Here is a 20513-nt window from a genome sequence, read left to right as displayed (position 1 = left end):
GACGATTTGAGGAAAGCAATGCAATTCGACACCAAGATCGCGGTCGTGATCCGGACCGATCTCGAAGCCTGGCAGAAGCTCAATGTCGCGTCCTTTCTGGCCGGCGGCATCGCCGCCGCTTTCCCCGAATGTATCGGTGAGCCCTATGGCGACGGCTCAGGCACCAAATATCTGTCGCTGATCGGCCAGCCGGTCCTGATCTACGGTGCCGATCGTCCGGCGCTGTCCCGCGCGCTCGAACGGGCGCTCGCCCGCAACGTCACGCCCGCGGTCTATACCGAGGACATGTTCAAGACCACGCATGATGCCGCCAACCGCGAGGTGGTTAAGGACGTGATCCGCGCAGAGCTCAACCTCGTCGGCCTCGCGATGCGCGCCGAGCGCAAGGTGATCGACAAGATCGTCGACGGGCTGAAGTTTCACAGCTAGGCGTTTTCGAAAGCCTGAGCTATTGGCCCAGCGTTGCGCCAGGCTGGCCTCGTTGAAGAGGTAATAGAATAACGAGTGACCTCAGGGCAGCCACTGCGATTGACCTACCAAGTCAGGCTGCATCTGCCCGACTAACCTGGCTGCGCAATTTCAAAGAAGAGCCGAGGAACATCTGCCGTAACAGGCTTGTTCGTTCGTCGGGGCAGCACGAGGAGGCTACCATGAGGACACCTCAGCTCTCCGCACTAATGTTAGCTGTTCTTACCTTCAGCGCCGGCGCCGCGGAACCTCAGAAACTGTGGGAGGCGAGTGGCTTCAAGAACCCCGAATCGGCGGTCTTCGACCGAACTGCGGGGGCCATCTATGTGTCGAACGTCAACGGCGATCCGATGAAAAAGGATGGCAACGGCTTCGTTTCAAAGCTCGGGCCCGATGGAAAGGTCGTAACAATCGAGTGGGTCAAGGGACTCGATAGTCCGACCGGGCTCGCGCTTGCCAATGGCAAGCTCTACGTCGCAGATGTGGACCGGATTGCGGAAATCGACCTCGCCAAGGGCGAAGTCACGAACCGATTCGAGGCACCCGGATCCAAGTTTTTGAACGACCTCGCCGCGGACAAGAGTGGACGGATTTACGCTTCCGATATGGTGTCAAACAGCATTTGGGTGCTCGACGGCGGCAAGCTGTCTCTCCTGATGCAGGATGACGCGCTCGAAAATCCGAACGGCCTCCTCGTCGAGGAGGGCCGGCTTGTGGTCGCGTCGTGGGGCAAGATGGCTCCCGACTTCTCGACGAAGGTGCCCGGCCACATGAAGACGGTCGATCTCGCGACGAAGAAAGTGTCTGATCTAGGAAGCTCGGCACCAGTCGGCAATCTCGACGGCGTCGAACCCGATGGCAAGGGCGGCTTTCTTGTCACCGATTGGATGACCGGCGGGCTGTTCCGCATCGCGAGCAATGGCACAGCGACGCGCCTCCTTCCGCTTGCGAAGGGAAGCGCCGATCTCGGGATGGGGCCGGATGGCATCGTCATGATCCCGATGATGATGGAGGGCACTGTTGTGGCTTACAGGGTCGATACACGCTGAGAACAGGCGTGCGACTAGGCTGAGCCGGGCGTGGCTTCTGATGAAGTGCGCTTCGGCCACGATGGTCGACGCATGACGCTGCCAACCGCGGGTGGTTAAGGGCGTGATCCGCGCCGAACTCAACCTGGTCGGCGTTCGCTGTTCGTGCCGAGCGCAAGGTGATCGACAAGATAGTCGACGGGCTGAAGTTTCATACCTAGAGCAGTCGACCGACAAGCTCAGAGCGGTCGGCGGGCGTTCGTTTTGATGCGCAGGCATCTCGCTTAGTCTTCGTCCGGCTCGCGTATGACCGGCGCTTCGTCTGCGCCCTCCTCCTCCTCTTCGTCCTCTTCCTCTTCCTCTTCGTCGTCTTCGTCTTCAGGATCTCGAGGCGGCATTGTGTTGCCCACGATGACGAAGGAATTCCAGTCGATCAACCTGGCAGAAGGTTCCTCGGAGATGTGTGGGGTCATGTTGTTGCTCCTTGGATGTGACCGTGTGAGCCTAAGAGGCGGGCAATCGGTCACGCCGCTACAAGCCCCGACGAACGGACATCGTTCCGACTCACGTTCCTTCGCCAGCGGACACCCATCGGGAGCGGTGACAATGTCAGCTTGTTCCAATGGCCGAAATGGTGCCGTCAGACAGCGTGCCGTCGTGTCCGCACAAGAGCGGATACCGAGCGGCAACCGTCCTGCTGCGCCTCAACTCTGCAGTCCGACAAATCCACGCAGCTTCTTGACCGTCTCGGCGGCGTCCTTGGCTTCCTCGGTTGTCAGGACGGTGATCTCGCCATTACGCCTGTGCATAACGCTGTGGTGGATTGGTGCGCCTGAAAGACCGTCCACCTCGGACTTCACCGCGATATCGTCGATTTCGGAGAGCGGGAACTCGACAGGCTTCTTGTTCCATAGCAGCATTTTTTTCTGCAGTATCGCCTTGCCGGCATCCTTGTCGAACGTAACCGTGGTCGAGCCCGCTTTCAGAACGAGCTTGCTCGGAGCTTCTTCGATACTAGTCATGGCAGGTCTCCGCTGTTTCCAACTTTGACTTGGCTATCGGGCGATGCCTCGATAGACGACGATACTGCCCCTCAGCGACCGGTGATGATGATTGCTGCCAGTACAAAAGTTGCGAGCAATGCAAGTCTGACGACAAGAGTCTGACGACAAGCATGTCCCGCCTTCCTCGTGCGGCGGTCGCATTTTGCGAATCTCGCAAGGTTTGTGGGCCCTGTCGAGCGACAAATTGACGCCAATGCCGGACGCCTCGAAGCCCACGATCCTGCGCGGCGGCTCCTCCAGGCCATCTTGCGGCAGGGCCGCAAACCGCGAATACTCCCGCCAGCCGGGTTTCCGGAAGGGAACTGCGGCCAAAAAGCCCGGCATAGGGCAACGAGGGAGGATATCATGGCGCGGGAGTCCGGGCGCGATGCGCCCAATGGCAACAATTTCGATACCAGCCGGCGCAGATTTTTGGGCAGCTCAGGACTGGCTGCGATCGGCACCGTCATCGGAGGCGCGATGCCGCTCTCGCGCAACGGCGGCGGAATCCCTCAGGCCCATGCGCAGGCCGCTCCGGCCGCGCCCCCGTCGGCCGCCACGCCCGCGCCGGCCAAGGGACCGCAACACCTGAAATATCCTGGCAAGAGCGAGGGGCTGGTCGTGCTCGGCGAGCGGCCGCTGGTCGCCGAGACGCCCGAAAGCCTGCTCGACGACGACACCACGCCGATAGAGAAATTCTACATACGCAACAACGGGCAGATCCCCGAGCCGGCGAAGGATCCCGACGCCTGGAAGATCACCATCGATGGCGAGGTCAACAACAGGATAGAGATCACGCTCGGCGAGTTGAAGTCGAAATACAAGGCCGTGACGCGGCGCATGGTGCTGGAATGCGGCGGCAACGGCCGCTCACAGTTCTCACCGCCGGCGCGTGGCAACCAGTGGACCAATGGCGGCGCCGGCTGCGCGGAATGGACCGGCGTGCCGCTCGCCGATCTGCTCAAGAAGGCGGGCCTGAAGCCATCAGCAAAATACACCGCACATTATGCGGCCGATCTTCATCTGTCCGGCGATGCCAGCAAGCCGACCATCTCGCGCGGCGTGCGGCTGGAGAAGGCGATGGACCCCAACACGATGATCGTCTGGGCCATGAACGGCAAGCCGCTGCCGAACATCCATGGCGGGCCGGTACGCCTGATCGTCCCGGGCTGGTCAGGCTCGGCCTCGCAGAAATGGCTGACGCGCATCACCATCCGCGACCGCGAGCATGACGGCCCCGGCATGACGGAGTTTTCCTACCGCACCCCCATCAAGCCGATGGTGCCCGGCGACAAGGCCGATCCGGCAAACTTCCGCATTCTGGAATCGATGCCGGTGCGCTCGATCATCACCAATCCTGCGAACGGAGCGAAGTTCGCGGCCGGCACCAAGGAGCTGAAGCTGCGCGGCGCGTCCTGGGCCGGCGATCTCACCGTCAAGCAGGTAGATATCTCGACCGATTTCGGCGCGAGCTGGCAGCGGGCCAAGCTTGAGAAACCGAAGAACAAGTATGACTGGCAGCGCTGGACCGCGACCTTGAAACTGCCGAGTGACGGCTATTTCGAGATCTGGGCGCGCGCCACCGATTCCAAGGGCGCGATGCAGCCGCATCAGGCCGGCTTCTGGAATCCGCAAGGCTATGGCGGCAACGCCATGCACCGAATCGCCGTGCTGGTCGGATGATGCAGCGCTTGGTGTGGCTCGCGATGGCCGGCGCGCTCTGGATCGTGCCGGCCATGGCGCAGACAAGCTTTGCGCCACGCGAGGAAAGTCCGGAGCAGTTTCCCGCAGGTCCCGGCCGCGACGAGACCTTCTACGCCTGCACCGCCTGCCACGGTTTCCGCCTGGTGGCGCAGCAGGGCATGACGCGCGCGCAGTGGGAGGATTCGATCAACCTGATGATCCGCCGCCACAACATGCCGCCACTCGACGATGGGGATCGCGAAAAGGTCCTGAGCTATCTCGAGACCGCCTATCCGCCGCGCGCGCCCACGGGCCGGGGAGGCTGGGTGAACCCGTTCGCGAAGTGAGCGCTCGCGACTCGCACTCCGCCCAGTGATTTCGCAGATCAGATGATTCGCCTGGGTCGGCGGACATGCGTATTTGATATTACAGCCATGTGATTGCGCCGGGCATTTTGCACGGCAAGGTGCAAAATTGATGCATGGGTGCGAGGTATTTGGCCTCGCATTTGTTGGCACCAATACCTATGTCTCGCATCAGGGAAGGAAATTCGCCCAGGGACAACTCCGATAAAGGAGCCATCCATGGCGAACGTACTCACCACTGGGGCCTGGTTTTCTGCCCCGACCGGAAAGCCCTCGTTCTTCACCCGATTGTTGCGCGTTCAAATCGAAGCGCGTCAGCGGCGGGCTGACCGTGTCGTTGCGCAGTACCTTGCCGCCCGCGGGTTCAAACCGACCGACGACGCCGAGCATCAGGCCGGGCGTCTGCTTGCTAAAGCGGGCCGGCAGCCATGATCACACTCATCCTCGTGCAGTTGGCAACCAGGCTCGCTCGACTTGGGAAGGAGGGTCTTGCGACGTGGCGCGAAGCTCAGCGCCTTCGCCGCCTCCTTCCGGGCCCGACCGAGGAGTAGCAAGCGTAGCCCGCATGAGCCAACGGGTCGCGCGAATGCGCGGCCCGTTCGCGCGTGCGGGCTACTTGTTCACTACTCGTTACCTCACCGCGATCGGCGACACCGTGGAGCCGGACCCGCCCTGAATTTTGAGCGGCTGCATCACAAAGGCGAACTCTCCGACGCCCTTTTGCGCGAGCTCGTCGAGCTTGAGATTCTCCAACAGATGGATGCCGTTCACCACGAGCGCGATCTGGTGCACCGGAAGCGACAATTGCTTGTCGGGGTTGGGCGCCACTTCGACCGGCCAGTTGTCGGCGCCGAGCAGCATCGGGTCCTTTGCGGCTAGCCAGAGCGCGGCTGGCACGCCGATGCCCGGGCAGGATTTCACGTAGCGCGGGTTGTCCTTGCCGTAGAGCTTGCCCCAGCCGGTATGAATGATCACCGCGTCGCCGGGCTGCAGCGTCAGGTTCTGCTTCTTCAGGGCGCCTTCGAGATCTTCCACAGTGATTTCGTAATTGTCGCCCAGCATGTCGACGCCCTTGAAGCCCGCGACGTCAATCAGCACGCCGCGCGTGAACAGCGTGCCCACATTATGGATTCCGAACTTCTTGAATCCGGTGCGATCGCTATTCTCGTCGACCTTCTGGCAATTGTACCAGCTATTGAGATGGGTCTGGTGCGCAAAGCCGTCGAACTGCGTGCCGACCTGGCCGAGTTCGGTAATGATGATCTCTTCGTTCGAGCCGCGCATGTTGGAGAACTGGTTCATGAACGTGCGCTTGGTATGCATGTCGAAGCGTCGCGTTCCGAAGAACGCCATGCTGGGACCGAGCACGTGCGCCAGCTCGATCACCTCGCCGTTCCTGATCAGCTTCGCCGCGTTCATCACGGCCGCGGGCTTCTGGTGGTTGGCCGAACCGCGCTCGTCGGCCGCGCCCCATTTCGACGGACAGCGTTGGCTTTCGGACGGAACGGTCCAGGTTGGCGCTTGCGCGTAGGCAGCGGCGGAGAACGCAAACGAGATCGCCGCACCCAATGTGAATGCTTTCATCAGTAACCTCCCAGGAGAGGGCGCTCTGGAGACGGCACCCCCTGGGACAAATAATGCTGGTCCGATTGAGGCGGTTCAAGCGACAATTCGCCTGACGAGGTTGTGCTTTCACGCATGCCTCGAAGTCCGTTATGATGAGATCAAACGGACCCGGAAGGCGCTTTGCCCCACGCCAATCGGCTTTCCCTTAAGGGAGTAAGCACATCATGAAACGCCGTACGTTCCTCAAAGGCAGCGCCGTGGTCGGCGCGACGACGCTGGTTGCGGCACCTGCGATCGCGCAAGCAGCGCCCGAGATCAAGTGGCGTTTGACCTCGAGCTTTCCGAAGTCGCTCGAAACCATCTTCGGCACGGCGCAGACTTTCGCGAAATACGTGGCTGATGCCACCGACAACAAGTTTCAGATTCAAACCTTTGCGGCCGGCGAGATCGTGCCCGGCTTGCAGGCGCTTGATGCGGTGAGCTCCTCGACCGTCGAGATCGCGCAGACGCCGCTCTATTTCTACATAGGCAAGGAGCCGGCGCTGACTTACGCGACCGGCGCGCCCTTCGGCATGAACCATCGCCATCAGCATTCCTGGTGGACGTTCGGCGGCGGCGCTGATCTCTGCAACGAGGCGCTGAAGCCTTTCAAGGCGCACGCGATTCTGTGCGGCAATTCCGGTACGCAAATGGGCGGCTGGTTCCGCAAGGAGATCAAGACGGTCGACGATCTCAAAGGCCTGAAATTCCGCATCGCAGGCATGGGCGGCCATGTGCTTGCAAGGCTTGGCGTCGTGCCGCAGCAGATCGCGGGCGGTGACGTATATCCGGCGCTCGAGCGAGGAACGATCGATGCCGCGGAGTTCGTCGGTCCCTATGACGACGAGAAGCTCGGCTTCTATAAGGTGGCGAAGTATTACTATTTCCCCGGCTGGTGGGAAGGCGGGGCCATGCTGCACATGGCCGTGAACGAGGAGAAGTGGAATGCGCTTCCCAAGCCATACCAGGCGATCCTCAACCAGGCCGCTTCAGCAGCCGGCGCGTGGATGATCGAAAAATACGACAGCGTCAATCCTGCGTCGCTGAAGCGGCTTGTCGCCAATGGAGCGGAGCTGCGCGCATTTCCGCAGCCGGTCTTGGAAGCCTGCTACAAGGCCACGCAGGACCATCTGAACGAGATCGCCGAGAAGAGCCCGCTGTTCAAGAAGACCAAGGAGAGCCACGACGCGTACATGAAGGAAGTGCTGTTCTATACGCAGATCGCGGAGAACTATTACGACAACTACCTGCTCGGAAAAATGCGCAAGGGGTGAGCGCGCCGATCGGTCGGGAACTGGAATTGCTGGTCGGTTTGGCGCCAGGAAGCCGTCTGATTACGGCGCTCGTTTTGGTCCGATCAGCTCGAATTGAGACTTCTGCTCATCACTCAGTGTGGCATAGAAGTCTTCCAGAGCGTCGCTCACCAGATTGATGGCTTGTTGCATGGTACTGAGCCGACCATCCATCGCGGCGAGGCGAGCGCGTGGGGTGATCGCATCTTTCGGATGACATTCATAGCTCAGCATCTCGACAGCTCTGGCGCTGGCACGCCGCAGCCGTTCAAGCGCATCGCGTTGGGCTTCGTTCGGGTGTAGCGTGGCCTCGATCTCGCCAGCGGGCCATTGCAACGCGGCCGGCAGGGACGCTTCGCAGCCTTGGGCCGACGCTTTCATGGCCCCGTTTGCGGACGCCGTCTTGAGCTGATCGTCAGCGAGCGCGTTGAGCCGTGTTTTCTGCTCATCATTCAGCAGATCATAAAGCTCCCCTAGCAGCGGCTCCAGGGATATTACTGCAGTGAGAATAGCCGCTGTGCGCTGCTGCATCAGGGCCAATCGGGCTGGCGCGGTTGATGCGGGCTGCATCGGGCAAGATGCCTGAATGATCTGAGCGGCCGAGTTAGATGTGTCGGCAAGACGATCCAGAGCGGCCCGTTGCGCCTCGGTCGGTTGAATCGCCCGCTGAATCTGATCAATGGCGAGACCGGCAATTTCGTGGCCGGCATCACCGCAGAGCTGCTGCAGCGGCGGGATCCTTCGTTCTCTTCGGCCGGAAGAATCCGGAGTCATGTAAGCAGCTAGTTCGTCACTGCCGTAAGGCCCAAAGATTCCGGCGTAAATGTCGGGGTAGCCGTAGTCCCAGAAGCCCATGCCATCGCCGAAGATGGCATAACCATAAATATCATTGTAGGCGAACGGCCAGAACAGCGGCCCAACCCAGCCATATCCGCCATGGCCATGCGACCACCACCCGTCTGTAGTGTCACGGTCACCATGCCAGTGAGCAAGCGCGGCAGTCGCGGCAATCTGCTTTCGTGCCGCAGGGTCGGTGAATAGCCTGCCAACAACCAACCCCTCCTCGCCGGAGGGCTGGTTCGTCGCGGACGGGATGTTTTGTAAAGCGACCGGTGCGTTTTTTAAAGCGACGGGAGCGTTTTTGATCCTACGGACATGTACCCGGCGATGATGCTTGGGGCGGCCAAGAAGCAGCCCTGGCGCAAGCACGCGGGCGAATGCGGATTTCACGCTGCTCAGTGGGCCGAGACCAAAATGTCCGCGCCCTTTCGCAGTGGCGGCACTCGATAGCGCGGTCACCAGTACGACAGCGATCACTGTAACGCTGAACTTCGACATGGCACCTCCCGTGCCAGGCCTTGGCCGCATCACTTATGACGCCGCACAGGACCGAAAGTTCCTTGTAAGCAATCATGCAAACCAAGGCATCGTGCTAAAAAACGGCAGCGGCTCTTCGATCGACCCGAACTGAGCGCGTGGCTGCCCCCTTGTCGCGTAGATCGCTGCCTTGCCAATTTGGCGTCCCTCCTCGAGAACGAGGGAGCAGGGAATGCCGGGTGCTTGCTGCACCCGCGGTCTCGTGTGCAATAAGCGCAAAGAGATGCGATGCGTCGCGAGAGCGCTGACGCACATTCACTGTCATTGTCCGCCAACGGGTCGCGCGAATGCGCGCCCGATGACAGGCTCCGGCGGACGATCGAGTATTCCAGAGACGCCAATGATTGAACCGAGAGGCCGCGGCGTACTGGATGCTCCGCATTCGCGGGGCATGACGACCCGTTGTGGCGCTCGCAAGGACCCATCCCGCATGCATGGGATGTGACGCTCCTTCCGCTAGGCGCAAGATCCTCCAAGAGGCAGCGCGATCGAGGAATCTCCAGCCCGGGTCACGTCCATGTGAAAGCCTTGGCTCCGTTCGAAATTGACAATGACTGACCAGTCAGTCATAAATAGGGCATGACAAATGAAGCCACCAAAAGCGCCAGGAAATCCGCCCCGAAGCCGGCCGAGCGCCGGGCCGCGGCGAGGGCACCGGCCTCCTCGAAACCCAAGCCGGCCTCCAACCGCGCCGAGCGCGCTGCCGAGCGGCGCGGGGCCATCATCGCGGCGGCGATGGACGAATTCATCGCGCGCGGCTTTGCGGCGACACGGCTCGACGACATCGCCAAACGCGCTGGCGTCGCCAAGGGCACGATCTACCTGCACTTCAAGGACAAGGAATCGATGTTCGAGGAATTGATCCGGACCGCGATCGTGCCGCTGGTCACCCGCCTCTGGGCGACGCCGCCGCAGCCCGGAGCATCGGTGCGCGACATGGTGGAGGGCTTTGCCAAAACCTTCATCGAGGAGGTGGCCGCCACGCGACGCGGCGACCTTGTGCGGCTGATCGTTGCCGAAGGCCCGCGATTTCCCGAGGTCGCCGACTTCTATTACCGCGAAGTGGTGTCGCGAGGCCTTGCGGGCATGCGCGCGCTGATCGAACTCGGCATCGCGCGCGGCGAGATTCAACACAAGAACCTGGCGCGGTTTCCGCAAATCATGGTGGCGCCCGCGCTCATTGCCGTGATCTGGCAGAGCCTTTTCAGCAGACATGCGCCACTGGATGCCCTCGAAATGTTTCGGGTGCATCTCGATCTGATTTTTGGCGAACGGAGAACGGCATGACTTCGTCGCGAACGATAACGATCCTGGCCGCGCTGGCGCTCGCCGCCGTGCTCTCGGGCTGCAACGAGCGCAGGGACCCGGGTTTTCAGGGTTGGGTCGAGGCCGACATGATCTTTGTCAGCCCCGACGAAAGCGGCCGTGTGACAAAACTCAACGTGCGCGAGGGCGACGAGGTGAAGCCCGGCATGCAGCTCTACACCGTCGACGACGATTTGCAGCAGGCCGACCTCAATCAGAACAAGGCGACGCTCGCCAATGCGCAGCAGACCTATGATCGCGCGGCGTCGCTGAGCAAGACCGGCTCCGGCACGCAGGCCAACCTCGATTCGGCAACCTCGGCGTTGCGCGTCGCGGAAGCCCGCGTCAATACTTCGCAGACTCGCCTCGCGCGGCGGAGCGGCTTTGCGCCGGTCGCCGGCACCATCCAGCAGATCTATTTCCGCGAAGGCGAGATGGTGCAGGCGCAACGGCCCGTGCTGTCGATCATGCCGCCCGGCAACATGAAGATTCGCTTCTTCGTGCCGGAGACGGAGCTGCCGAAGCTTGCGATCGGCGACGAGGTGAGGGTGACCTGCGACAATTGCGCGCCCGATCTCACCGCAAAAATCTACTTCATCGCTACGACGGCGGAATACACCCCGCCGGTGATCTACAGCCTCGATGAGCGCAACAAGCTGGTCTACCTGATCCAGGCGCGGCCGAGCCGGCCCGACGTCTTGCGTGTCGGCCAGCCGATCAGCGTGTTCCTTAATCCCCGGACGCCGGTGGCGGACAAGCGATGAATACAGTGCCTGCATCAGGCCCCGACATCGCCATCAACGTCGAGGGCCTATCAAAATCGTTCGGCGGCCGCGAGGTCGTGCATGACCTCTCGATGCAGGTGAGGCGCGGCTCGATCTACGGCTTCCTCGGGCCGAACGGCTCCGGCAAGACTACCACCATCCGCATGCTGTGCGGGCTATTGACGCCGGATGCCGGCGAGGGCACCTGCCTCGGCTATGATATCCGCCGCGACGCCGACAAGATCAAGCGTCTGGTCGGCTACATGACGCAGCGCTTCAGCCTGTATCAGGATCTCTCGGTCCGCGAGAATCTCGAATTCGTCGCGCGGCTTTACGGCATGCGCGACGCGCGGGGCGCTGCACGTGACATGATCCGGCGGATCGGCCTGAGCGGCCGCGAGGAGCAGCTTGCCGGCGAACTTTCCGGCGGCTGGAAGCAACGCCTGGCGCTCGGCGCCTGCACGCTGCCCAATCCGCAACTGCTGCTATTGGACGAGCCGACGGCCGGCGTCGACCCCAAGGCGCGGCGCGATTTCTGGAACGAGATCCATGCGCTCGCCGCCGAAGGGCTGACGGTGCTGGTCTCGACCCATTACATGGACGAGGCCGAGCGCTGTCACGAGATCGCCTACATCGCCTACGGCCACCTCTTGGCGCACGGCACGGTGGACGAAGTGATCGCGAAATCGGCGTTGTCGACCTACACGGTTTCCGGCGACGACCTCAACGGGCTTGCGGCCGAGCTTGCCGGCAAGCCCGGCATCGACATGGTGGCGCCGTTCGGTACCAGCCTGCACGTCTCGGGGCGCGACAAGTCCGCGTTGCAGACAACCATCGCGCCTTATCGCGATAAGAGGGGATGGCGCTGGGAGGACAGCGAGCCGTCGCTGGAAGACGTATTCATCGATCTCATGAACCGCTCAAAGGACAATTTCCAATGAGTGCAACCGATGCTGCCAGCCAAAATCGCGGCGTGCCGGAGCCTGCTTTCGGCTTCTGGCGGCGCAGCTTTGCGATGCTGGTCAAGGAATTCATCCAGCTCCGTCGCGACCGGGTCTCGTTCGCGATGATCGTGATGATCCCGGTCATGCAGCTATTGCTGTTCGGCTATGCCATCAACACCACGCCGCGCCATCTGCCGACGGCAGTGCTGATCCAGGAGGACAGCGATCTGGCGCGCTCGGTGCTGAAGGCGCTGGAGAATACCAAATATTTCCGCTTCACCCGCGAAGTACACAGCGTCGCCGAATTCGACGATCTGCTGCAGTCCGGCAAGGTGCTGTTTGGGGTAGAGATCCCGCGCGGCTTCGAGCGCGCGGTGCGGCGCGGCGACCGTCCGGCGCTCCTTGTCGCGGCTGATGCGACCGATCCGGTCGCGGCCGGCTCCGCGCTGGGCACGCTCGGTGCAGTGGTGCAGAGCGCGCTCGCGCACGACCTCCACATCGGCGATCCGCCGCAGCTCCCGTTCGAGATCAGGGCGCATGCCCGTTACAATCCGGCCGCGGAATCGCGGCTCAACATCGTGCCGGGCCTTGTCGGTACCATCTTGACCATGACCATGCTGATCTTCACCGCGCTGTCGGTGACGCGCGAGATCGAGCGCGGCACCATGGAGAGCCTGTTGTCGATGCCGATCAGGCCGGTGGAGGTGATGTTCGGAAAGATCATTCCCTACGTGATCGTCGGCTTCATCCAGGCCTCGCTCATCGTCGGCATCGGGACCTTGCTGTTTGGGGTACCGATTCTCGGCAGCGTGGCGCTGCTGGCGGCGCTGACGACGCTGTTCATCACCACCAACCTCTCGATCGGCTATACCTTCTCCACCATCGTGCAGAACCAGTTGCAGGCGATGCAGATGTCGATGATGTTTTTCCTGCCCAGCATTCTGTTGTCCGGCTTCATGTTTCCGTTCGCGGGCATGCCGGTCTGGGCGCAGTATCTCGGCGAGGGACTGCCACTGACCCATTACATCCGCATCGTCCGCGCCATCATGCTGAAGGGTGCGGCTCCTTCCAACCTGCAATACGACACGATTGCACTCATTGCACTGATGCTGGTGGCGATGACCATCGCCGTGACACGCTTCCGTCGCACGCTCGATTGAGATTATATGCGCATCGTCATTCCGGAGAAGACAGTGAAGTTCTGGGGCAAGGGGAAGAGCGATCAAGAGCCGGCGGTGTCGGCCGACTTCCAGCGCGCGCTGACGCAGGAAGTGATGGCGACCGAGCTGCTGCGCATCAAGGCACTGATCGCAACCACAGCGCTCTTGGCGCTCATTCTCTGGACCGTCTACCTGGTTGCGCCCGAGGCGGTGAGCCGCGTGTGGCACGGCAATCTCAAGCCGCATTATCTTTATTCGATCATCGTGCCGTTCATCCTATTCGAGTTATGGGTGCATGGGGCGATCGCCCGCCACATGCGTCAGGGGCGCGACCTGCCGATATTCCGGCGCTATCTGGGCGCGTTGATCGAGACCTCGATGCCGACGGTCGCGCTGGCGCTGCACATCAACAGCATGGGGTCGGTCGCGGCGCTGGGCTTCGTGGTGCCGATGACCTATTTCATCTTCATCATCCTCTCGACGCTGCGGCTGGACTTCTGGCTCTCCACCTTCACCGGCGCGGTCGCCGCCGTTCAATTGTTTTGCATGGCGATGTTCTACCACTCGCCGACCGGCGTAGAGGCCGAGCCCAGTATCTACTATCACGCTGCGCGCAGCCTGATCATCCTGATCTGCGGCGTGCTCGCCGGCGCGGTCGGGCACCAGTTGCGGCGGCAGTTCGAGGCGAGCATCAAGGCGGCGACCGCGCGCGACCGCATCACCAATTTGTTCGGCCAGCACGTCTCGCCACAGGTGGTCGAACGCCTGATGGCCGAGGGCACCAAGACCGACAGCGACACCCGCCGCGTCGCGGTCATGTTCGTCGATTTCCGCAGCTTCACCGCTGGCGCGCGCACACGTACGCCGCAGGAAGTGGTGGACCGGCTCGACGGCGCCTTTGCCGTGCTGGTCGACATTCTCGATCGCCACGGCGGCATCGTGAACAAGTTCTTGGGTGACGGATTCCTGGCGTTGTTCGGAGCGCCGCTGCAAGCGCCGGACCCGGCGCACCGGGCGGTCGCCGCGGCGCGCGAGATGCTGGAAGCCAATGAGCGGCTCAACGAAGTGACTAGCTGGCCGCTGCGCATCGGCATCGGCATTCATCTCGGCGAGGTGGTCGCCGGCAATATCGGCTCGCCCCGGCGCAAGGAATACACCGTGATCGGCGACACCGTGAACTTCGCCTCGCGGCCCGAAGCGCTCAACAAGGACTTCAACTCGCAATTCCTGATCTCCGAAGCGGTTCGCGATGCGCTCGGCGAAGCGTGCCGCGATGCGGTCTCGCTCGGCGAGGTGGAGGTCAGGGGCTATGAGCGGCCGATGGCCGTGTGGCGGTTGGCATAGGGAGAGAAAGAATGCAGAGGCGTTATATCACTGTGGACGTTTTCACCGATCGCGCCTTCGGCGGTAATCCGCTGGCTGTCGTGCTCGATGCCGGCGGGCTGTCGACCGAACAGATGCAGGCGATCACCACCGAGTTCAACTATTCGGAGACGACCTTCGTGCTGCCGCCGCGCGAGAACGCGAACGACGCGCAGGTTCGCATCTTCACCGTAAACCGCGAAATACCCTTCGCGGGCCACCCCAATGTCGGAACCGCCTTTGTGCTGGCGACATTGGCAGAAAAGCCGCAGGCGCGGCTGTGGTTCGAGGAAAAGGCTGGCCTCGTGCCGGTCGATATCGTGACCGAGCAGGGCAAGGTCGTCAGCACCGAATTCACGGCGCCGCAGCCGCTCAAGCGGATGTCCCATGTCAGTGTCGAACAAGCGGCGGCCTGCCTCTCGCTGTCGGCCGGCGACGTCAAGACCGACCGTCATCCGCCGCAGGTCATCTCGGTCGGCCTGGCCTTCCTCGCGGTGGAAGTTGCCTCCCGCGAAGCGCTGCGACGTGCCAGGCCGGACGCTGCGGCGTTCGCAAAAACCTTCCCGTGCGACGGCAGCGACGCCGTCTATTTCTATACGCGCGACGTGCCGGCCGGTGAAAGGCCGTGCGACTTGCAGGCGCGGATGTTTCATCCGGGCGCCAGTGGATTGTCGGAAGACCCGGCCACCGGCAGCGCGACGGCCGCCTGCGCGGCGCTGCTTGCCGATCTCGACCCCACCAAGGACGGCGAACTGAAATTGCGGATCGGGCAGGGCATCGACATGGGCCGGCCGAGCCTGTTGCTGACGCGCGTCCGCAAAGAGAATGGCGTGATTTCGTCCATTCACGTCGGCGGCAGCTGCGTGAAGATGATGGAGGGCACGTTCCGGCTGGATGGACGAGGGTAAGGTGCGATTGCGGGTTGCGCCGTCATTGCGAGGAGCGCAAGCGACGAAGCAATCCATCTATCCCCGTGCGGAGAAGTGGATTGCTTCCGCCTTCGCGCAGAAGCGCTTCGGCGGACTTGAGCCCTGCGAAGCTTGCGTAGCAAGCATAGAAGCGTCGCTTCGCTCGCAATGACGGTTCGACTACACCTGCGGCGCGACCAGATTTTCCACCTTCACGCCGTCGCGATCCTCGATGATCTCGGCAATCCATTGGCGGTGACAATGAGAATGGTCGCGCTCATAGCAGAGAATGCAGACGGGTCCCGATTGCTTCACCAGCGCCGAAAGCTCGTCGAGCTCCTCCTTGGCCTGAGCGGTCTTCAGGTGCTTGGAATAGATCCTGTGAAGGAGATCGAACTTGCCGCTGCGCGCCGCCTCGCGGCCCTCCTTCGGCGTTCCCAGCCCCTTCAGGTGCAGATAGGAGATGCCGCGCTCGTCGAGGCCGGCCGCGAGCTGAGTTTTGGAGAAGCCCGGCCGCCGCGAGGAAGCAACGGCGCGCACGTCCACCAGGAGCTTGACGCCCGACGCTTCCAGCTCGTCGAGCACAGCCTTCGCCGGCGTTTGCTCATAGCCGATGGTGAAGAGGCGTTTGGTCTTGCGGGCCATGTCGATGTCCGGTGCGTTGATCTGTCATCGGGAAAGCTAGGGTCGTGCGCGGATGATTTCCATATGACGCGTTGCCGCCGGGCGCGGCATGTCGCATAGTCCCTGCAAAGAGCCTGTCGAAGGCCGCATGCACGGGGGGACACGATGAACCGATTTTGCCGGACGCTGGCAGGGCTGCTCGCGCTTCTCGTTAGCGGCACGGCGCACGCCCAGACAAGCTATCCCGATCGCCCGGTGAAGATCATCGTCCCGATCGGGCCCGGCGGCAGTTACGATCTGGTCGGGCGGCATGTGGCGGATGCGCTGTCGAAGCGGATGGGGCAGGCCTTCGTGGTCGAGAACAAGCCCGGTGCCGGCACCGTCGTCGGCACGCAGGCCGCAAGCCAGAGCGAGCCGGACGGCTACACGCTGGTGGTCGGCGGGCTCTCCAACATGGCATTCAATTCGGCGCTCTATTCCAAGCTCGGCTATGATCCGCGCAAGGATTTCGTGCCGGTCGCGCTGGTCTACAGATTCGGCTACGTCATGGTCGGCCGCAAGGATTTACCGCACAGCAAGCTCGCGGACATCGTCGCCGCCGCAAAGGCCAATCCCGGCTCGATCTCGGTCGCGACGGCAGGCGTCGGCACCGGTCAGCAACTGGTAGCGGCTGCCTTCATGAAGGCTGCGGGCGTCAAATTCCTGGAAGTGCCCTACAAGGGGTCTCCGCCAGCCTTCACCGACCTGCTCGCGGGCCGCATCGACCTGTTCTTCGATTCGATGGCCGCCGGGCTGCCCTACGTGCAGTCCGGGCAGGCGCGGGGCATTGCGGTGCTGTCGTCGAAGCGCAGCCCGCTTGCGCCTGATGTGCCGACCATGTCTGAGGCTGGCGTGCCCGGCCTCGACGTCGATTCCTGGCTCGGCATTTTCGCGCCGGCAAAGACGCCGCCGGACGTCACCGCCAAACTGCGCCGGGAAATCCGTGCCGCGCTGCCCGAACTCAAGGAGCGCTTCGAGAAGAGCGGCGGCGAGCCGTGGGATTTGCCTGACGACAAGCTCGATGCGTTCGTCGCGTCCGAATACGAAAACTGGACGAAACTGATCCGCGAGGCCGGCATCAAGCTCGACTGAGCGTTTGATTATTTGACGCGCTCGATCAGCTCCATCGCACCCGCAGGCGCACGCACCTTGCCTTCGTGGATCACATACGCGAACACGTCGCGCGGCATCTTGTTCGGCTTGGCCTTTTCGACGCGCGGCAGGTCGTCGGGCTCGCCGCCGGCGGCCCAGGCCTGAAAGCGCTTCGCCCAGGCATCGAGCTGCTTCGGCGGATAGCAGGTCTTCAGTTCGTCATTGCCCTTCTGCAGGCGCGCATAGACGAAATCGCTGACGATGTCGGCGATGGCGGGATATTTGCCGTGCTCGGCGAATACAACCGGCGTCTCGAATTGTCGCAGCAATGCGATGAACTCCGGCATGCAGAAACTGTCGTGCCGCACCTCGACGACGTGACGTAGCGCGCGACCGTCGAGTTTGCGCGGCAACAGTTCGAGGAATTTGCCGAAATCGGCCTCGTCGAATTTTTTGGTCGGCGCGAATTGCCAGAGCACCGGGCCGAGCCGGTCGCCAAGCTCCATCACGCCGGAATCGTAGAAGCGCTTTATGGAGTCGCCGGCCTCCGCCAGCACACGACGATTGGTCGCGAAGCGCGGTCCCTTCAACGAGAACACGAAGCCGTCGGGCACCTCACGCGCCCATTTGCGAAAACTCTCCGGCTTCTGCGAACCGTAATAGGTGCCGTTGATCTCGATAGAGGTCAGCTTCGAGGCGGCGTAGGACAGCTCCTTTGCCTGTGCCAGCTTCTCGGGATAGAACACGCCGCGCCACGGCTCGAAGGTCCAGCCGCCGATACCGATATAGATGCTGCCGCTGCTGGTTGCGGTCGACTTCGAGGGCTTGCTCACTGGAAGACTCTTCGGACAGGGGGAGGGCTGACGGATGTTAGCCAAATCGGCTCCGATTGACCAGTTGTCGCCGCGACGGCAAGGCTTTCGGAATACAAGCGCGCGGTCTCGTGGAGCGCTTTTCAAAAAAAGAAGCTCCGGATAACCGGAGCCTCTCTCTTTCGCTCTACGCAAGAGCCGTAGTTTCAACGCGCCCAGGGCTTGTTATGGCTTGTTATGTCTCTCCGGCGCCTTGCCGACTAGGCCCTGAAACGGCTGCAGCGATTGCTTGGCGAGTTTGGTGTGGAGTTCGCAGATCCTCTGCGACTCGGCCACTGACGTCTCATAAGCCCGCTTCACAAATTCGCTTTGAACCGTCATCGCCTTGTCGAGCGAGCGAACGCCGCTGAGCTGTTCGACAAAGGACCCGAAATCCTCGAGCGATTTCCTTGTGTAGTCGCGATAGGCGTTCGCGATGGTCTGCAGGCTGACCGGCGCAGGCTCCGTAGCGGGCTCGGCGGGCGCGGACTGGATCGATGCGGCCTCGGCTGGCGCGGCCTCAGCCGGCGCGGGCTCGGCCGGCGAGGGCGCCGCGGTCGGCTGCGGTTCCGGCGATGCGGCGACGGCTGGTTCGTCGACGGCCGGCTGATCGACCTTCGGGCTTTCCGCGTGAGCCGGCTCCGGCTGCAGCGGCGGATCCTGATCCGGGCTTTGCAATTCAACCGGCGCCGGGTTCGCCGTTGGGCTCACCGTCGGGTTCTCTTGGGGAGCGGCCTTTTTGCCCCGCTCTCCCTTCCGGTTGCGCCGTCCGGATTTCCCGGTCGGCTTGCCCTGATCTGTATTCGACATCTGCTTCCCCTATTCCCTGTCAAATCAAAGGTCGAGACTCCGCCATGTTTGCGATCTAATCGCGGTTCTTGCTTGTCGGTCGCGCGGCACTCGCGTGGTCAGATTTTGAAAGGTGGACTCGATGGCCGGTTTTCTCAACGGTCGACGCAGGGACTATTCCTCCACGCGCTTTTTCCATGATATCAGTTCCCGGTCAGGCGTAGGGGAACGTAGAGTATGAATTCGCAGTCATTCGCCGGTCTTTTGGGAGCCATCGTCGCCTCGATCGTGATGGTGGTCGCTGTCGCCTACGGGCCGATCGGCCAGTATGGAAAGCCCGCCAAACCGGCCAGCATCCAGCAACCGGCGCCGGTGCAGCCGGCGCCTGTTGCGCCAGCGCCGCGCGGCCCGGTGATTCGGGAAGTGCCGAATTAGGAGAGACGGATCCCCCCTTGCGGAACGCGGGCGGTGTTCCCATGTTATATTCAACGGCGACGTTGAAGCTTCAAGGCTCCGACGCTGGAACGACCATGAATAGTTTGGCTGCGCCGGATGTACGCGCGCCCTCTGTTCGTGGTCGTTGGCATTTAAGGCTCCTCTTTAAGGCCGTTTTCCCCGATTGAGTGGCTGTTCCGGAACCCTTGGCATGTGAGGCGGCTGCGGATATACGCTGGCGGCCATGAATGACGCCATCAAACCGGGCCCCGAAACCCCGTCGCAGGCCGGTTTGCCTGAGCTTTCGGTCGTCGTCCCTACATTCAACGAACGCGACAACGTGACGGTGCTGTACCGGCGGCTGGAGGCGACGCTGGCGGGCATCGCCTGGGAAGTCGTCTTTGTCGACGACAATTCCCCCGACGGAACCTGGGAAGTGGTGCGCGGGCTCGCGCGGAAGGACTCCCGCGTCCGCTGCATCCGCCGGATCGGGCGACGCGGACTGTCGGGTGCCTGCATCGAGGGTATCCTGGCATCGAGTGCGCCCTATGCCGCGGTGATCGACGCAGACCTGCAGCACGACGAAGCACAACTGCCGAAGATGGTCGCGCTGCTGCGGAGCGGCGAGGCGGAACTGGTGGTCGGCAGCCGCTACATCGAGGGCGGCAGCGCCGACAGCTTCAACAAGCAGCGGGCAGGCGCCAGTCAGCTTGCGACCGAGGTCGCCAAGCGCACGCTGAAGGTCGAGATCGCCGATCCCATGAGCGGCTTCTTCATGATTCGCCGCGATCGTTTCGAGCAACTGGCGCCGCAACTCTCGACCCAGGGCTTCAAGATCCTGCTCGATATCGTCGCCTCGGCGCAGGGCAAGCTGCGCGCCGTCGAAATTCCCTATACCTTCGGCTCGCGCCAGCATGGCGAGAGCAAACTCGACTCCATGGTGGCGTTGGATTTCCTCGGGCTGGTGCTGGCCAAGCTGACGCATGACGTGGTGTCACTGCGTTTCCTGTTGTTCGCGATGGTCGGGGGCACCGGCCTTGTCGTACATCTCGTGGCGCTGTTCATCGCGCACGAAATCTTCAATGCCCGGTTTGCTGAGGCGCAGGCCATTGGTGCGCTGGTCGCGATGACCAGCAATTTCATTCTGAACAATTTCCTCACCTATCGCGACCAGCGGCTGAAGGGATTTGCGATCCTGCGCGGCCTGCTGCTGTTCTATCTGGTGTGCGGCGTCGGCCTGCTTGCCAACGTCGGGGTGGCGTTCTCGATCTTCGAGCAGGAACCGATCTGGTGGCTCGCGGGGCTTGCCGGCGCGCTGATGGGCGTGGTCTGGAATTACGCCATGTCCGGTCTGTTCGTCTGGCGCAGGCGATAATCGG

General features: G+C 62.3%; 22 protein-coding genes and 1 pseudogene. 16 read left to right on the top strand and 7 right to left on the bottom strand.

Going from position 1 to position 20513, the window contains the following annotated elements:
- Positions 1-18: 18 nt before the first annotated feature.
- From V1290_RS06280 to V1290_RS06270, 3 genes and pseudogenes are all read left to right on the top strand, one after another.
- Positions 19-429: a DUF2000 family protein gene (locus V1290_RS06280; RefSeq protein WP_334363558.1), complete on the top strand. Its 411-nt coding sequence runs from the start codon at positions 19-21 to the stop codon at positions 427-429.
- 221 nt (positions 430-650) lie between these two features.
- The gene (locus V1290_RS06275) at positions 651-1517 is read left to right on the top strand and encodes an SMP-30/gluconolactonase/LRE family protein (RefSeq protein ID WP_334363556.1); all 867 of its coding nucleotides are present in this window, start codon (positions 651-653) and stop codon (positions 1515-1517) included.
- A gap of 65 nt (positions 1518-1582) precedes the next feature.
- Positions 1583-1717 (top strand): annotated as a pseudogene (locus V1290_RS06270) (DUF2000 family protein); the annotation flags it as partial.
- A gap of 63 nt (positions 1718-1780) precedes the next feature.
- Here V1290_RS06270 and V1290_RS06265 read toward each other — a convergent pair.
- Both V1290_RS06265 and V1290_RS06260 read right to left on the bottom strand, forming a co-directional pair.
- Positions 1781-1969 (bottom strand): hypothetical protein, encoded by a 189-nt coding sequence (locus V1290_RS06265; protein ID WP_334363555.1) that lies wholly within the window; start codon positions 1967-1969, stop codon positions 1781-1783.
- Positions 1970-2200: 231 nt separating this feature from the next.
- Positions 2201-2518 (bottom strand): hypothetical protein, encoded by a 318-nt coding sequence (locus V1290_RS06260; protein ID WP_334363554.1) that lies wholly within the window; start codon positions 2516-2518, stop codon positions 2201-2203.
- Between the two features lie 387 nt (positions 2519-2905).
- On the opposite strand from V1290_RS06260, the gene V1290_RS06255 reads away from it, so the two are divergent.
- From V1290_RS06255 to V1290_RS06245, 3 genes are all read left to right on the top strand, one after another.
- On the top strand, positions 2906-4222 hold the full coding sequence (locus tag V1290_RS06255; RefSeq protein WP_334363553.1) for a sulfite oxidase: 1317 nt from the start codon (positions 2906-2908) through the stop codon (positions 4220-4222).
- Complete coding sequence (locus tag V1290_RS06250; protein ID WP_334363552.1) at positions 4219-4569, top strand: hypothetical protein; 351 nt, start codon at positions 4219-4221, stop codon at positions 4567-4569. The genes V1290_RS06255 and V1290_RS06250 overlap by 4 nt, the downstream gene beginning before the upstream one ends.
- Positions 4570-4806: 237 nt before the next feature.
- Positions 4807-5019 carry a hypothetical protein gene (locus V1290_RS06245; RefSeq protein ID WP_334363551.1) on the top strand — a complete coding sequence of 71 codons (213 nt, stop codon included), beginning with the start codon at positions 4807-4809 and terminating at the stop codon, positions 5017-5019.
- 198 nt (positions 5020-5217) lie between these two features.
- Here the strand turns inward: V1290_RS06245 and V1290_RS06240 are convergent, their stop codons facing one another.
- A complete protein-coding gene (locus V1290_RS06240; protein ID WP_334363550.1) occupies positions 5218-6171 on the bottom strand; it encodes a cyclase family protein in 954 nt (317 codons plus the stop codon).
- Between the two features lie 206 nt (positions 6172-6377).
- Here V1290_RS06240 and V1290_RS06235 point away from each other — a divergent pair, with 206 nt between their 5' ends.
- Positions 6378-7466, top strand: coding sequence for a TRAP transporter substrate-binding protein (locus tag V1290_RS06235; protein WP_334363549.1), 1089 nt, complete (start codon positions 6378-6380; stop codon positions 7464-7466).
- 60 nt (positions 7467-7526) lie between these two features.
- Here V1290_RS06235 and V1290_RS06230 read toward each other — a convergent pair whose 3' ends face one another.
- Entirely contained in the window at positions 7527-8822 is a 1296-nt protein-coding gene (locus V1290_RS06230) for a Spy/CpxP family protein refolding chaperone (RefSeq protein WP_334363548.1), read from the bottom strand.
- A gap of 618 nt (positions 8823-9440) precedes the next feature.
- Here V1290_RS06230 and V1290_RS06225 point away from each other — a divergent pair.
- Genes V1290_RS06225 through V1290_RS06200 form a run of 6 tightly spaced genes read left to right on the top strand, consistent with a single transcriptional unit; the run spans position 9441 to position 15304 of the window.
- Complete coding sequence (locus tag V1290_RS06225) at positions 9441-10148, top strand: TetR/AcrR family transcriptional regulator (protein ID WP_334363547.1); 708 nt, start codon at positions 9441-9443, stop codon at positions 10146-10148.
- Positions 10145-10930: an HlyD family secretion protein gene (locus V1290_RS06220; protein ID WP_334363545.1), complete on the top strand. Its 786-nt coding sequence runs from the start codon at positions 10145-10147 to the stop codon at positions 10928-10930. The genes V1290_RS06225 and V1290_RS06220 overlap by 4 nt, the downstream gene beginning before the upstream one ends.
- Positions 10927-11871 (top strand): ABC transporter ATP-binding protein, encoded by a 945-nt coding sequence (locus V1290_RS06215; protein ID WP_334363544.1) that lies wholly within the window; start codon positions 10927-10929, stop codon positions 11869-11871. The genes V1290_RS06220 and V1290_RS06215 overlap by 4 nt, the downstream gene beginning before the upstream one ends.
- The gene (locus V1290_RS06210) at positions 11868-13034 is read left to right on the top strand and encodes an ABC transporter permease (RefSeq protein WP_334363543.1); all 1167 of its coding nucleotides are present in this window, start codon (positions 11868-11870) and stop codon (positions 13032-13034) included. Before V1290_RS06215 ends, V1290_RS06210 begins: the two co-directional genes overlap by 4 nt.
- 6 nt (positions 13035-13040) lie before the next feature.
- Entirely contained in the window at positions 13041-14378 is a 1338-nt protein-coding gene (locus V1290_RS06205) for an adenylate/guanylate cyclase domain-containing protein (protein ID WP_334363541.1), read from the top strand.
- An 11-nt stretch (positions 14379-14389) separates the two neighbouring features.
- Positions 14390-15304, top strand: coding sequence for a PhzF family phenazine biosynthesis protein (locus V1290_RS06200; protein ID WP_334363539.1), 915 nt, complete (start codon positions 14390-14392; stop codon positions 15302-15304).
- A 180-nt stretch (positions 15305-15484) separates the two neighbouring features.
- Here the strand turns inward: V1290_RS06200 and V1290_RS06195 are convergent, their stop codons facing one another.
- Positions 15485-15949 carry a DUF488 domain-containing protein gene (locus V1290_RS06195; protein ID WP_057843701.1) on the bottom strand — a complete coding sequence of 155 codons (465 nt, stop codon included), beginning with the start codon at positions 15947-15949 and terminating at the stop codon, positions 15485-15487.
- Positions 15950-16093: 144 nt separating this feature from the next.
- On the opposite strand from V1290_RS06195, the gene V1290_RS06190 reads away from it, so the two are divergent.
- Positions 16094-17059, top strand: a complete 966-nt coding sequence (locus V1290_RS06190; protein ID WP_334363538.1) for a Bug family tripartite tricarboxylate transporter substrate binding protein — start codon at positions 16094-16096, stop codon at positions 17057-17059.
- A gap of 8 nt (positions 17060-17067) precedes the next feature.
- On the opposite strand, the gene V1290_RS06185 is transcribed toward V1290_RS06190, so the two are convergent.
- Positions 17068-17892, bottom strand: coding sequence for a DUF72 domain-containing protein (locus tag V1290_RS06185; RefSeq protein ID WP_334363537.1), 825 nt, complete (start codon positions 17890-17892; stop codon positions 17068-17070).
- A 204-nt stretch (positions 17893-18096) separates the two neighbouring features.
- Entirely contained in the window at positions 18097-18720 is a 624-nt protein-coding gene (locus tag V1290_RS06180; protein ID WP_334363536.1) for a phasin family protein, read from the bottom strand.
- 216 nt (positions 18721-18936) lie between these two features.
- Between V1290_RS06180 and V1290_RS06175 the strand changes: the two genes are divergently transcribed.
- Both V1290_RS06175 and V1290_RS06170 read left to right on the top strand, forming a co-directional pair.
- Positions 18937-19134: a hypothetical protein gene (locus V1290_RS06175; RefSeq protein WP_334363535.1), complete on the top strand. Its 198-nt coding sequence runs from the start codon at positions 18937-18939 to the stop codon at positions 19132-19134.
- A 244-nt stretch (positions 19135-19378) separates the two neighbouring features.
- Positions 19379-20509: a glycosyltransferase family 2 protein gene (locus V1290_RS06170; RefSeq protein ID WP_334363534.1), complete on the top strand. Its 1131-nt coding sequence runs from the start codon at positions 19379-19381 to the stop codon at positions 20507-20509.
- Positions 20510-20513 lie beyond the last annotated feature (4 nt).

The sequence above is a fragment of the Bradyrhizobium sp. AZCC 1578 genome (assembly GCF_036924675.1).
Lineage (GTDB): Bacteria > Pseudomonadota > Alphaproteobacteria > Rhizobiales > Xanthobacteraceae > Bradyrhizobium.
The sequence above is the reverse complement of the archived record's forward strand: the minus strand, read 5'-3'. Positions and strand labels throughout refer to the sequence as shown.